This window comes from Erwinia sp. V90_4 (genome assembly GCF_029967685.1).
In the GTDB taxonomy this organism is placed as follows: domain Bacteria; phylum Pseudomonadota; class Gammaproteobacteria; order Enterobacterales; family Enterobacteriaceae; genus Erwinia; species Erwinia aphidicola.
On record NZ_JASCAQ010000043.1, the window covers coordinates 22,945 to 36,859 of the forward strand.

Here is a 13,915-nt window from a genome sequence, read left to right on the forward strand (position 1 = left end):
ATTAAGCCTCCCGGCTGCGGGCACACATCATCGTTGCTTCGCAGACAATTTTTCCGTCAACGGTGGCCACGCCTTTAAAGCGGGTTACACCACGGCGGGTTTTCTCGAAGGTGACTTCCATGATCATCTGGTCGCCAGGTACCACCGGGCGCTTGAAGCGCGCTTCGTCGATACCGGCAAAGTAATAAAGTTCGCCCGGTTCCAGTTTTCCAACGCTTTTAAACGCCAGAATACCCGTTGCCTGTGCCATTGCTTCCAGAATCAGCACGCCCGGGAAAATCGGTTTACCAGGGAAATGGCCCTGGAAAAACGGTTCGTTAACCGAGACGTTCTTTACTGCACGCAGAAACTTGTTTTCTTCGAAATCAAGTACGCGGTCGACCAGCAAGAACGGGTAACGGTGCGGTAAAAGTTCAATAATCTCTTCAATCTGCAGAGTATGAGTTTCAGTAGTCAAAATACTCTTCCTGTCCTAAAAATTCTGATGGCATCAATAACACGGCCTGCAACAATCTGTCGATCGTCTGCAGGCCGCAAATCATGTTCTGTACGCTTAGCTTTAGCTTTCCCTGCTAGCATATTGTATTTATGAAAGCCGGGCAGCGTGGTGCGATCGCTTAGTCTTTACCGACTTTACGCTCGATGGCTTTTAAGCGTTTGCTTATTTCATCGATGCTCAGCACCAGAGCTGCAGTTTTGCGCCAGGTTTTGTTGGGCTGTAACGGAATGCCGGAGGAGTATACTCCAGGTTCAGTGATAGGTCGCATCACCATTCCCATCCCTGTGACGGTAACTTTGTCACAAATTTCCATGTGGCCATTAATCACGCTGGCCCCACCAATCATGCAGTAGCGGCCAATTTTAAGACTGCCCGCCATGATGACGCCCCCCGCAACCGCGGTATTGTCACCAATCACGACGTTGTGTGCAATCTGGCATTGGTTATCTATGATAACACCATTCCCGATTTGGGTGTTATCCAGCGCACCGCGATCGATGGTCGTGCAGGCGCCAATCTCAACGCGGTCACCAATGATGACGGTGCCAAGCTGAGGGATCTTCACCCAATTGCCACGATCGTTAGCGTAACCGAAGCCATCAGCGCCGATCACTGTGCCTGACTGGATCAGACAGTCGCGACCAATCTGCACTTCATGATAGACAGAGACGTTGGCCCACAGGCGGCTGCCTGCGCCAATCTGCGTCTTTTTACCGATGAAGCAGCCCGGGCCAATAACCACGTTATCAGCAAGTACTACATCAGATTCGATCACCGCGTTAGCGCCAATCGAGACGTTACTCCCCAATTTTGCGCTCGCATCAATCACGGCACTTGGGGCAATGTTTTGGGCTGGCTGCGGCGTGGTGTCCAGCAGTTGCGCCATACGGGCGTAGGTCAGATACGGGTTTTTAACCACCAGCGCTGCGCCAGGGAAAAATTCACGGTCCGCTTCAGAGAGCACCACAGCGGAAGCCTGACAGGCTGCGAGCTGCTCACGGTAACGGCTGTTTGAGAGAAACGTGATCTGACCGGTTTGGGCGGATTGCATAGAAGCAATGCCGGAGATGGCGATATCGCCATCTCCGTGCAATTCTGCATCCAACTGCTGGGCTAAATCAGCCAGTCGAATTGAAGGCATGGCTTATTTAACCTGTTTCAGAACATCAGCAGTGATGTCTTTAGATTTAGCAGCATAAGCAACCGCGTTCTGATCGATAACAACGTCATAACCTTCGTCATCAGCAACTTTCTGCACGGCGTCCTGGATACGGCTCAGGATTTTATTACGCTCTTCCATCTGACGACGGCGGTTGTCCTGCTCGAAAGCCTGAGCTTTCGTGGAGAAGGCTTCACGCTGTGCCATCACGTCTTTTTCCATCTTACTGCGATCGCTCGCCTTCATGGTCGAGCCGTCACGCTGCAGACGCTGCATTTTGGCTTGCAGATCGCGTTCCATACCCTGCAATTCGGTTGCACGGCCTTTGAACTCGTTTTCCAACTGTTTCGCAACGGTCGCACGCGCTGGTAACTGTTGGAAAATGCTGGAAACGTTCACCACTGCAATTTTATCAGCAGCCTGAGCACCGGCGGAAACCGCCAGAGCAATACCCAGACCTGCGGCACACAACAACTTTTTCACTATAAAACTCCTTACCATCAACGTTTGTGTCACGGACACATGTGTTGCGCTTTATCGTGGCCCGCGTACGGGCCAGGATTAAACAGCGCGATACTCTCTTGCTACGCTTCCGTGCAAAGGCGAATTACCAGGTTTTACCAATGTTAAACTGGAACTGTTCGGCCTTATCTCCGTCATACTTTTTGAACGGCTGAGCGTATGAGAACACCAGCGGCCCCAGCGGCGACATCCATTGCAGTGCCAGACCGGCTGACATACGGATGTTGCTTGGATCGCTATAGTCTGGGATACCCGCCGCACGAGTTTCGGCAGTGTTTTCCCATTTGGTATCCCAAACGGTACCCGCATCAACAAACAGCGAGGTACGGACTGAGTTAGCATACTTCTCACTCAGGAACGGCGTTGGTGTAATCAGCTCGGCGCTGGCGACAGCCATCGCGTTACCGCCGATAGCATCATCAGAATTACATACCGGGCTGCTGCCAGAACAATCGGAAGAACCGTTGTTCAGGTAAGCCGCTTTAGGGCCGATGTTGTTAGAACGGAACCCACGTACGGAGCTGGAACCACCGGCGTAGAAGTTCTCGTAGAACGGCATCTCTTTACCGTTCAGACCATCGCCATAGCCTACGCGACCACGTCCCAACAGCACCCAGGTACGATCCTGATTCAGCGGCAGATACTGTTGTGTATCCAGCGTAGCCTTGTAGAAGGCATTATCAGAACCCGGAATAGTCACTTTACCATTCAGGTTAGTACGGTTACCTGACGTTGGGAAGAATCCGCGGTCAAGGGTGTTGTACGTCCAGCCGTAGTTAAAGGTGAAGTCATCCGCCGAGAAATCTTCATCGCCGGTCAGCGATGGGTTTTTACCGACAGAGCGCAGGTAACGCCACATGGCGATCTGCGGCTGCATGTTGGAGAGGCTGTTATGCACATAGCCCAGACCCACACGCAGGGTGTTATTTTCATTGACCGGGAAGCCCAGCGTGCCGTCTACACCGTAACTCTTGTTGGTATAGTCAGACAGATCGGCATCATCCGCTTTAAAGTCGTTATAGAAAACACGACCGCCCAGGCTGACACCGTCGACCGTGAAGTACGGGTCGGTCAGTGAGAATTCAGCATAGGTCTGATAGTCATTCTTGGTTCCGCTGATGCCAACGGTATTACCGGTGCCGAGCCAGTTATCCTGGGTCACGCCAGCCTGGAAGCTGACGCCGCTTTCGGTACCGTAACCGACGCCGAAGTTCAGCGTACCGGTGTTACGCTCTTTCACCTTGTAGACCACGTCAACCTGGTCAGGTGAACCCGGCACACGCTGGGTTTCGGTATCAACGGTTTCGAAGTAGCCGAGGCGATTCAGACGTTCTTTACCCTGCTCAACCAGATTGCTGCCTAACCAGGCACCTTCCATCTGGCGCATTTCACGGCGCAGCACGGAATCTTTCGAGGTATCGTTGCCCTCAAAGCGCACTTTACGCACGTAGTAACGGTTACCGGCGTCCACGTTGATACGCAGTTTAACGGTCTTGTTCGCGTCGTCGATTTCAGGCTGCGTCTGTACGCGTGGATACGCGTAGCCGTAACGGCCCAGCAGCTTCTTGATATCGTCTTCAATGCGCGTCACTTTCGAGCCGTTGTACAGCTCACCCGGGGTGATTTTGCTCAACGTTTCGATTTCGGCAGAGTGCCCCGCCAGGTTACCGCTAACGGTCACACCTGAAAGCTTGTACTGATCGCCTTCGTTGATGTTCACCGTGATGTAGATACCCTTTTTGTCCGGCGTCAGGCTGACCTGCGTCGAATCAATGTTGAAACGGGCATAACCGCGGTCCAGATAGAAGCTGCGCAGGGTTTCAAGGTCACCGGCCAGTTTTTGCTTCTGGTACTTACGGTCACCCACCACGTTCCACCATGGCACCTCATCACGCAGCTGGAAGCGGGAGATCAGTTCATCAGAGCTGTAGGCCTTATTACCGACGATATTAATCTGCTGGATCTTCGCAGAAACCCCTTCGGTAAACACCAGTTTCAGGTCAACACGGTTACGCGGCAGCGGAGTAACAACGGCTTTGACGCTGGCGCTGTATTTACCCACGCTGTAGTAGAAGTCTTCCAGGCCTTTCTCAATGGAGGAGATCGTGGTGCGATCCAGTGCTTCACCTACGCGCACGCCAGAGGCTTCGAGGTTCTGCTTGAGCATATCTTCTTTCACCGCTTTGTTGCCGGAGAAAGTGATGCTGGCAATCGTTGGGCGCTCTTTCACCTGAACGATCAGCGTGCCGCCGTCGCGCAGGACCTGAACATCCTCAAAATTCCCGGTCGCAAACAGCGCGCGAATGGTGTTACTGAGATCTTCATCGGAGACAGTGTCCCCAACGCGGACGGGCATACTGAGCAATGCCGCACCGACGGCGACTCGCTGCAGGCCTTCGAAATGAATATCCTTCACTACGAATCCGTCTGCACCGTATACGGTAGCGCTGCTAAGCAGCAGCGACGCTATGAGCAACTTTTTCATCGCCATCGTGTTTATGCATTCTTCCTAACTGGTTCTCGCGAATAGTTTGCCTGCTGGCAGACTATAGCCTTGAGAAATCATTGAATAGCGCAAGCCCCATTAACAGCACCAGCACAATCGAGCCGATACGATAACTGAAGTCCTGAACTCGCTCGGACACCGGCCCTCCCTTGATCTTTTCGATCAGCAGGAACAGCAAATGACCACCATCTAACACCGGCAGTGGGAACAGATTGATAATCCCCAGGTTCACGCTAATCAGAGCGAGGAACATCAGGTAGTAAATCAAACCATATTCCGCTGACATCCCAGCTCCCTGCGCGATCGAAATCGGGCCGCTGAGATTGTTCAACTTCACATCACCGACAATCAGTTTGCCTAGCATGCTTACCGTAAGCTTCATCAGCTGCCAGGTTTTTTCACTGGCCTCACCGATTGCTGCAAACGGGCCATACTGACGCACCGTTCTGTACTCATCTGGCAGAGGGACAATGCGCGGGATAACGCCGGCAAACCCTTCTGCTTTGTTACGAGGATTTACGTCCGGCGTCAGCGTCAAATCGACGGTGCTGCCCTGACGTTCTACCTCCAGCGCAATTTCTGTACCTGGATTGTCACGCACGGTGGCAACAAAACTTTGCCACTGGTCCAAAGGCTGACCATCGACTTTAACGATCCTGTCGCCCGCTTGCAAACCTGCCTTGCTGGCAGCGGAGTTCTTCTGCACCTGCGCCAGCACCGATTCGATCTGCGGGCCGCGCGGCTGGATGCCCAGTGAAGCCACCGGATCCTGCTTGTCTGGCTCAAAGTGCCAGTTGCGCAGGTTCACGGTTTTATCACGGGTCTGCTCGCTGCCAAATGGGGCGACGGTAACGACGGTACTCTCGTCGCCAATTCTCGCCACCAGCGCCATGCGCACAGCATCCCAATCAGGCGTTTCGATACCGTCAACGGCTTTAAGTTCCGTTCCTGGCGCAATTTGAGCTTCTGCAGCAGGTGAACCGCTCACTATTTCGCCAACCACCGGGCGCACGCCAGGTACGCCGATGATAAACACCAGCCAGTAAGCAAAAATGGCAAAGATGAAATTCGCTATCGGGCCAGCGCTGATAATCGCGGCACGTTGCAAAATGGTTTTATTGTTGAAGGCCTGATGGCGCAGTTCCGGCGGCACGCTCTCGACGCGCTCATCCAGCATCTTGACATAACCGCCGAGCGGGATCAGTGCGATAACATACTCGGTACCCTGCTTGTCAGTGCGCCGCCACAGCGCTTTGCCAAAGCCAATCGAAAAACGTTCGACTTTTACGCCACAGCGGCGGGCCACCCAAAAGTGGCCGAACTCATGCACGGTGATTAAAATCCCCAGCGCAACGATAAATGCAGCAAAACTCCAGAGTACGCTCAGCATAGTGTTTCCCTACAGCGTCCCAAAGACCAGCAACAGCAGGCAGGCAAATACCGGTACCGCAGCGGTGAGGCTGTCAATACGGTCGAGAATGCCGCCATGCCCGGGGATCAGGCTCCCGCTATCTTTGATGCCCGCTTCACGCTTGAACATACTCTCGGTCAGGTCACCCAGCACCGAGGCCAGCGCGGCGATAATCGAGCAAATCAGCAGTGTTGCAAGCGATACCTGCAGCGGGGCAAACACGCTGAACAGCCAGGAGATCAGTGCCGACGTCGCCAACCCGCCGAGGAAGCCTTCCCAGGTTTTGCCCGGTGAGACTTTTGGTGCGAGTTTGTGCTTGCCGAACAGCTTGCCAAACATATAAGCACCGGAGTCCGCTCCCCATACGAGAACCATCACGTACAGCAGCCACCAGGCGCCGGCAAAGTGGTCTTCCTGGTAGTGATACTGGCGCAGCGCCAGCATGCCCCAGAAGAACGGCACGATAGTCAGCAGACCGAATATCAGGCGAATGGCGCGTGAATGGCGCCAGAAGGTAGCAGAATGGGGATAGAACAGCACCAGCGCCAGCGCGACGATCCACCAACCGAGGGAAGCCCAAAGTGGGCCGCCAATCTGTGGCAGATGCACGGAGTGCTGGTAAGCAGGCAGTGTGAACAGCATAAAGGCCAGCAGCAGTCCGCACAGCAGCGCCAGCCAGACGCGCTGTGAGCGCGCTGCAAAGCCTGCCAGCTGGCCCCATTCCCATGCGGCCAGCATGCAGATCGCTAACAGGGTGATGGCAAACCCTAACGGCGGCAGCAAGAACAGCGCTGCAATGACGATGGGAATCAATATAAACGCGGTAATCAGGCGAGACTTTAACAAAGATTACCCCCAGTGCGCTTATGCGCCGCCGGGTGCTGCGCCGCCAAACCGGCGCTCTCGTTGTGCAAACGCATTCAGTGCACCTTCAAAAACTTGTTCATCAAAATCAGGCCAAAGAGTATCGGTAAACCAAAACTCTGCATAGGCGACTTGCCACAGCAGGAAGTTACTGATCCGATGCTCTCCCCCGGTCCTTATTACCAGATCCACAGGCGCCAGTTCATTCAGGCAGAGATGCGGTGCCAGGCTCTCTTCTTCGATCTGATCCGGTCGAAGAAGCCCTTCCTGGACCTGCTCTGCAATTTTTCTGACGCCATGGATAATATCCCAACGACCGCCATAATTTGCGGCTATGTTGAGCGTTAGTCCATTATTTTGTTGAGTAAGTTCCTCAGCACGGCGAATACGCTCCTGTAAACGAGCATTAAATCGGCCGATATCGCCGATAATTTTCAACCGGACATTGTGCTTGTGCAGACTTTTAACTTCGCTGTCGAGTGCCCAGACGAACAACTCCATCAGCGCTAAAACTTCCTGCTGTGGACGATTCCAGTTTTCGCTACTGAAGGCATAAAGCGTGAGTGCATCCAGCTTATTGCTGACGGCAAAACTCACGGCGCGGCGCACGGATTTCACTCCCGCTTTATGACCAGAAATACGCAGCTTGCCCTGGTTTTTAGCCCAGCGGCCATTGCCATCCATAATGATGGCCACATGGCGGGGACCGTTCCCCTGCTGGTCATCGGTTTTTAATTGATTTTCGGACGACATAACGCGTAACTATTTCCTTATTCAGAAATACAACGGCTTCTGAAATATCTCACCCGCCCGGCGCAAATGAACCGTACAAATACGATTCGCTTATCCGCTTTATCACGTCGCTGGCTCTGGACGGTGGGGCAAGACTATACCACCTCCGCCCAGCGCTCACAAATGGCGGCGCGTTAAAACGCGCTGACTCGCCCTGCCGCAAAACGTGGCAGCAGCGCTGTCGCTGCTGCGCGTGCCTCGCCGTCAATGGCAATCACCGCCTCAACGCTTTGCGGTTCATGACACTGCAGCGTTTCCAGCACCGCCACATTCAGCGCGGCGATATCGGTAAAGCGGATTTCAGACGCGAGGAAAGCGGCCACCGCAATCTCATTTGCCGCATTCAGCGTGGTGGTCGCCGCCTGCCCGGTGATACTGGCATCAATCGCCAGCTTCAGGCAGGGGTAACGTGCGTAATCAGGTTCAGCAAAGGTCATTGCCGACATGCGCGTAAAATCGAGTGGTTGGGCACCTGAGTTTACGCGCTGCGGCCAGGCCATGGCATGAGCGATTGGCGTACGCATATCCGGCGAACCGAGCTGGGCAATGACGCTGCCATCACGGTAGCGCACCATCGAATGGATCACCGACTGCGGATGCAGAATGACTTCCATCTGGGCGTCTGTGGCATTAAACAGCCAGCGGGCTTCGATATATTCCAGGCCTTTATTCATCATGGTGGCCGAATCAACGGAGATTTTTCTCCCCATCGTCCAGTTAGGATGCGCACACGCCTGGTCGGGCGTCATATGGCTTAATTCAGCCAGCGGCGTGTCACGAAACGGGCCACCTGACCCCGTGAGGATAATGCTATCAATGCCATTATCCTCCAGAGAAGCGTACCCTAACTGCTGCTGGAGGGAAGCAGGCAAACTCTGAAAAATGGCGTTGTGCTCGCTGTCGATGGGCAACAGCTGGGCGCCGGAAGCGCTCACCGCCTCCAGAAAAAGGCGGCCGCAGGTGACAAGCGACTCTTTATTCGCCAGCAGCACCTGTTTTCCCGCGCGGATTGCGGCCAGGGTAGGCAATAATCCTGCCGCTCCGACAATTGCCGCCATCACCTGGTCAACATCATCCAGCGCGGCCAGATCGCAGATCGCCTGCTCGCCGCTCATGACTTCGGTCGCCAGATTGAGCTCTTTCAGACGAAGTCGCAGAGCGGTGGCGGCCCCGCTGTCTGACATCGCGGCATAAGTCGGGCGAAATTCAACGCACTGTTCAACCATCAGTTCGACGTTACGCCCGGCAACCAGTGCTTTAATGGCGAACAGATGGGGGTTAGCGCGCACGACGCCGAGCGTACTGGTACCAATAGATCCGGTTGAACCAAGGATGGTCAATTGCTTCATGAGGTTGCTCTGTATAAACCCGCTCAGGAGAAGAATCACCCTCTGCCGGGAAAGTTAACAAACGCAAAACGCCGCCAGACTGACCCTTCATACGAACGGTAATCTGTGCGGCGTTTCATCGGATTATGATGGGATCAGAAGTCCATCAGCTCCGCTTCTTTCTCTGCCAGCGCAGCATCAATTTTCTTGATACCAACGTCGGTCATTTTCTGGATCTCTTCCTGTGAGCGACGATCGTCGTCTTCACTGATCTCTTTGTCTTTCAGCAGCGCTTTCACTTTGTCGTTAGCATCACGACGCACGTTACGCACGGATACGCGGCCCTGCTCGGCTTCGCCGCGCACGATCTTGATCAGATCTTTACGACGCTCTTCGGTCAGCGCTGGCAGCGGAACGCGAATATCGGTGCCCGCTGACATTGGGTTCAGGCCCAGGTCGGAAGACATGATCGCTTTTTCAACTGCGTTGCTGATAGAACGGTCAAACACGTTGATTTTCAGCGTGCGGGAGTCTTCTACCGTGACGCTTGCCAGCTGGCGCAGCGGAGTAGCAGAACCGTAGTAATCAACCATGATACCGTCGAGGATAGCCGGAGATGCACGGCCAGTACGGATCTTGCTGATGTTGTTTTTGAATGCTTCTACGCATTTTTCCATGCGTACTTCTGCATCTTTCTTGATGTCGTTAATCACGTTGAAACCCTTGGATTCTGTTTGATCCACCAGCTTTCGACAGTGCCGAAAGCCGTTCAAATGCATTTAAAGATAACTCTGAGAGGCAGTATACTCTAAATATTTCGAGTCCCCTCATGGGGCCTACTGTTGGTGCAGGAAGGCGGCAAGTTCGTGAATCGCCAGCAGCATAGATCACTATGTGACTGGGGTGGACGAGCGTAGCCAACGCACATGCAGCTTGAAATATGACGAGTAATATACCTTATTTTAACCGCAGACTGATATCAATGCGTAATCAGCGTGCCTTCTTTTTCACCCATCACAACGCGACGCAGTGCGCCCGGCTTGTTCATATTGAACACGCGGATAGGCAGTGAATGGTCGCGAGCCAGCGTAAAGGCGGCCAGATCCATCACTTTCAGCTCTTTTTCCAGCACTTCGCTGTAGGTCAGCTGTTCGTGCAGGGTTGCATCCGGGTTCTTCACCGGGTCGGCAGAGTAAACGCCGTCAACCTTGGTCGCTTTCAGCACCACATCGGCTTCGATTTCGATGCCGCGCAGGCAGGCTGCGGAGTCAGTGGTAAAGAATGGGTTACCGGTACCGGCGGAGAAAATCACCACACGGTTGTTGCGCAGCAGGCTAATGGCTTCAGCCCAGCTGTAGTTGTCGCACACGCCGTTCAGTGGAATAGCGGACATCAAACGGGCATTGACGTAGGCACGGTGCAGTGCATCACGCATCGCCAGGCCATTCATCACGGTTGCCAGCATACCCATGTGGTCGCCGACAACGCGGTTCATGCCTGCCTGAGCCAGGCCAGCACCACGGAACAGATTACCACCACCGATCACCACACCTACCTGAATGCCCAGCTCTACCAGTTCTTTGACTTCCTGAGCCATGCGATCCAGCACGCTGGCATCGATGCCAAAGCCTTCAGCGCCTTGCAGGGCTTCGCCACTCAGTTTCAGAAGAATACGTTGATATACAGGTTTTGCATTGGTCGCCATGGTTTTTTTCCTGGAAGCTATGTCGAAAAGGGGTGTTGACTGTGTGCGGTATCATCCTAAAAGCGCCAGAGAAATGCTATTGGGATGAGACTGAAAATGCGCTGTCGAAAGACAGGCAAAAAAGAACCGCCGTTTGGCGGTTCTTTTAGAGCAATTAAGACTGCTTGGACATCGCCGCAACTTCTGCTGCGAAATCGGTCTCAGCTTTCTCAATGCCTTCACCCACTTCGAAGCGGATGAAGTTAGTGACGTCTGCATTTTTCTCTTTCAGTGCCTGACCCACAGTTTTTGATGGGTCAATAACGAAAGGCTGGCCAGTCAGAGAAACTTCACCGGTGAATTTCTTCATGCGGCCTTCAACCATTTTCTCTGCGATCTCTTTTGGCTTACCAGACTGCATCGCGATGTCCAGCTGAACCTGGTACTCTTTCTCTACCACTTCAGCAGACACGTCTTCTGGCTTAACGAATTCTGGCTTGCTCGCGGCAACGTGCATAGCCAGCTGCTTAACCAGCTCTTCATCAGCATTGGTAGCGGCAATCAGAACGCCGATACGCGCGCCGTGCAGGTAGGTACCCAGCAGGTCGCCTTCCAGGCTTGCAACGCGACGAATGTTGATGTTCTCACCGATTTTAGCAACCAGTGCAACACGCTCTTCTTCGAACTGGGCTTTCAGCACTTCAACATCAGTGATTTTGCCGGCAACAGCCGCGTCCAGCACTTTGTCAGCGAATGCCTGGAAACCAGCATCTTTAGCAACGAAGTCAGTCTGGCAGTTAACTTCCAGAATCACACCGTAGTTGCCTTCGATTTTGGTTTTGATCACGCCGTCAGCAGCCACGTTGCCTGCTTTCTTAGCCGCTTTGATTGCGCCAGATTTACGCATGTTCTCAATGGCCAGCTCGATGTCGCCATTGGCTTCAGTCAGCGCTTTCTTACAATCCATCATGCCAGCGCCAGTGCGCTCGCGCAGTTCTTTTACCAGAGCAGCGGTAATATCAGCCATTCTCTAATCCTCGGTTAGCTCAGCATCTGCAATTACAGAAGCCTTAACGGGAAACATTCTGCCCCGCTGAATTTTCTTTCAGCAAAGCGAACTCGAAAAAATAAAGGGGCCACAAAGGCCCCTTACAGATTCACATCTGATTTTTAAGGGCTCTTAACAGAGCAAGCCTTATTACTCAGCTTCAGCGAAGGTTTCTTCTGCCTGCTGAGCCAGGTCCTGAGAGCGACCTTCACGTACAGTGGTAGCCACTGCAGTCAGGTACAGGCTAACAGCACGGATTGCATCGTCATTACCTGGGATAATGTAGTCAACACCGTCTGGATCAGAGTTGGTATCAACGATAGCGAACACTGGGATACCCAGGTTGTTTGCTTCTTTGATAGCAATGTGTTCGTGGTCTGCATCGACAACAAACAGTGCGTCTGGCAGGCCGCCCATGTCTTTGATACCGCCCAGGCTGTTTTCCAGCTTGGCCAGTTCACGAGCGCGCATCAGCGCTTCTTTCTTAGTCAGTTTGTCGAAGGTGCCATCCTGAGACTGAGTTTCCAGATCTTTCAGACGTTTGATTGACTGACGAACGGTTTTCCAGTTAGTCAGCATACCACCCAACCAGCGGTGATTAACGAAGAACTGGTCGCAGCTCAGAGCGTGCTCTTTTACCGCTTCGCTTGCAGCGCGCTTAGTACCAACAAACAGAATCTTACCTTTACGGGAAGAGATCTTGCTCAGCTCAGCCAGGGCTTCGTTGAACATTGGTACAGTTTTCTCAAGGTTGATGATGTGAACTTTGTTACGCGCGCCGAAGATGAATGGCTTCATTTTCGGGTTCCAGTAACGGGTCTGGTGACCGAAGTGTACACCGGCCTTGAGCATGTCGCGCATGGAAACAGTTGCCATGATTACCTCTATAGATATAGTTTGGGGTTAAGCCTCCACGTATCCCGTACAACCGACCCATCGGCTCTTTCGAACCAGCAAGGCACCCCGGCGTAGGTGTCGATACGTGTGTGTTATTTACACATAGTGAGATTTATGCGTTTCTCAATCTGGCGAAGAGACTCACCGAACAGAGAATCGTCGGCGCGCTTTATACCATAAAGCCGCAGCTGTAGCCAACTATTGTTACCCTTGCGGCCCGAATTAAATGACTGCCGCAGGCCACAGCATGGCTGAGACCACAAACTGCAATTGGCAGCGTCGGGGCAGGCTGATACCATTGCAGCACTTTCTTTATATTATTGTCGACAATGACGACAAATGTGGACCGAATGAATGGCTATCTCAATTAAAACCCCTGAAGAAATCGAAAAAATGCGCGTTGCCGGTCGCCTGGCGGCTGAAGTGCTTGAGATGATTGAAGAGCACGTCAAGCCTGGCGTCAGCACCGGTGAGCTGGACCGTATCTGCCACGATCACATCGTCAACAAGCAGCATGCGGTCTCCGCCAGCCTCGGCTATCACGGCTTCCCGAAATCCGTCTGTATTTCGGTCAATGAAGTGGTGTGCCACGGTATTCCGAGCGACGAAAAAATTCTGAAGGATGGCGATATCGTCAATATCGACGTCACCGTAATCAAAGATGAGTATCACGGCGATACCTCAACCATGTTTATCGTGGGTAAACCGACGATTCAGGGCGAGCGCCTGTGCCGCGTCACCCAGGAGAGCCTCTACCTGGCCCTGCGTATGGTGAAGCCGGGTATCCGCCTGCGCACCATCGGTCGTGAGATCCAGAAGTTTGTAGAGGCGCAGGACTTCTCCGTCGTGCGTGAGTACTGCGGCCACGGTATCGGTAAAGGCTTCCACGAAGAGCCGCAGGTACTGCACTACGACGCAGATGACGGCGGCGTGGTGCTGCAGGCCGGTATGGCCTTTACCATCGAACCGATGGTTAACGCCGGTGATTACCGCATCCGCAGCATGAAAGATGGCTGGACCGTAAAAACCAAAGATCGCAGCTTGTCCGCACAGTACGAACACACTATTGTGGTAACGGAAAACGGCTGCGAAATTATGACGCTGCGTAAAGATGACACCATCCCGGCGATTCTGGTTGCGGAATAGTTACAGGGGCTGACCTTCTTTTCCCGGTTAGCCCGCATGCAGAATATCAGGCCGGCGCA

At 53.4% G+C, this 13,915-nt stretch carries 13 protein-coding genes; 1 reads left to right on the forward strand and 12 read right to left on the reverse strand.

Annotated features, from left to right (window positions below; translation table 11 throughout):
- Window position 1 precedes the first annotated feature (1 nt).
- The 12 genes from fabZ to rpsB all read right to left on the reverse strand — a co-directional run bounded on the left by fabZ (window position 2) and on the right by rpsB (window position 12,689).
- Window positions 2-457, reverse strand: a complete 456-nt coding sequence (gene fabZ, locus QLG07_RS10040) for a 3-hydroxyacyl-ACP dehydratase FabZ (RefSeq protein WP_048915002.1) — start codon at window positions 455-457, stop codon at window positions 2-4.
- A 160-nt stretch (window positions 458-617) separates the two neighbouring features.
- The gene (gene lpxD, locus QLG07_RS10045; RefSeq protein WP_048915001.1) at window positions 618-1,640 is read right to left on the reverse strand and encodes a UDP-3-O-(3-hydroxymyristoyl)glucosamine N-acyltransferase; all 1,023 of its coding nucleotides are present in this window, start codon (window positions 1,638-1,640) and stop codon (window positions 618-620) included.
- Between the two features lie 3 nt (window positions 1,641-1,643).
- Window positions 1,644-2,141 (reverse strand): molecular chaperone Skp, encoded by a 498-nt coding sequence (gene skp, locus QLG07_RS10050; RefSeq protein ID WP_048915000.1) that lies wholly within the window; start codon window positions 2,139-2,141, stop codon window positions 1,644-1,646.
- Window positions 2,142-2,265: 124 nt separating this feature from the next.
- Complete coding sequence (gene bamA, locus QLG07_RS10055; protein WP_048914999.1) at window positions 2,266-4,671, reverse strand: outer membrane protein assembly factor BamA; 2,406 nt, start codon at window positions 4,669-4,671, stop codon at window positions 2,266-2,268.
- A gap of 55 nt (window positions 4,672-4,726) precedes the next feature.
- Window positions 4,727-6,076, reverse strand: a complete 1,350-nt coding sequence (gene rseP, locus QLG07_RS10060; RefSeq protein WP_048914998.1) for a sigma E protease regulator RseP — start codon at window positions 6,074-6,076, stop codon at window positions 4,727-4,729.
- A gap of 9 nt (window positions 6,077-6,085) precedes the next feature.
- The gene (gene cdsA, locus QLG07_RS10065; protein ID WP_099754165.1) at window positions 6,086-6,943 is read right to left on the reverse strand and encodes a phosphatidate cytidylyltransferase; all 858 of its coding nucleotides are present in this window, start codon (window positions 6,941-6,943) and stop codon (window positions 6,086-6,088) included.
- An 18-nt stretch (window positions 6,944-6,961) separates the two neighbouring features.
- On the reverse strand, window positions 6,962-7,714 hold the full coding sequence (ispU, locus tag QLG07_RS10070; RefSeq protein WP_048914996.1) for a (2E,6E)-farnesyl-diphosphate-specific ditrans,polycis-undecaprenyl-diphosphate synthase: 753 nt from the start codon (window positions 7,712-7,714) through the stop codon (window positions 6,962-6,964).
- 173 nt (window positions 7,715-7,887) lie between these two features.
- Window positions 7,888-9,102 (reverse strand): 1-deoxy-D-xylulose-5-phosphate reductoisomerase, encoded by a 1,215-nt coding sequence (gene ispC / locus QLG07_RS10075; RefSeq protein ID WP_282469147.1) that lies wholly within the window; start codon window positions 9,100-9,102, stop codon window positions 7,888-7,890.
- Between the two features lie 134 nt (window positions 9,103-9,236).
- Window positions 9,237-9,794, reverse strand: coding sequence for a ribosome recycling factor (gene frr, locus QLG07_RS10080; RefSeq protein ID WP_048914994.1), 558 nt, complete (start codon window positions 9,792-9,794; stop codon window positions 9,237-9,239).
- Window positions 9,795-10,060: 266 nt separating this feature from the next.
- On the reverse strand, window positions 10,061-10,786 hold the full coding sequence (gene pyrH, locus QLG07_RS10085; RefSeq protein ID WP_048914993.1) for a UMP kinase: 726 nt from the start codon (window positions 10,784-10,786) through the stop codon (window positions 10,061-10,063).
- Window positions 10,787-10,940: 154 nt separating this feature from the next.
- The gene (tsf, locus tag QLG07_RS10090) at window positions 10,941-11,792 is read right to left on the reverse strand and encodes a translation elongation factor Ts (RefSeq protein WP_048914992.1); all 852 of its coding nucleotides are present in this window, start codon (window positions 11,790-11,792) and stop codon (window positions 10,941-10,943) included.
- Between the two features lie 171 nt (window positions 11,793-11,963).
- Window positions 11,964-12,689, reverse strand: coding sequence for a 30S ribosomal protein S2 (rpsB, locus tag QLG07_RS10095; RefSeq protein ID WP_048914991.1), 726 nt, complete (start codon window positions 12,687-12,689; stop codon window positions 11,964-11,966).
- A gap of 375 nt (window positions 12,690-13,064) precedes the next feature.
- Here rpsB and map point away from each other — a divergent pair, with 375 nt between their 5' ends.
- Complete coding sequence (map, locus tag QLG07_RS10100) at window positions 13,065-13,856, forward strand: type I methionyl aminopeptidase (RefSeq protein ID WP_099754164.1); 792 nt, start codon at window positions 13,065-13,067, stop codon at window positions 13,854-13,856.
- The last annotated feature ends 59 nt before the right edge of the window (window positions 13,857-13,915 follow it).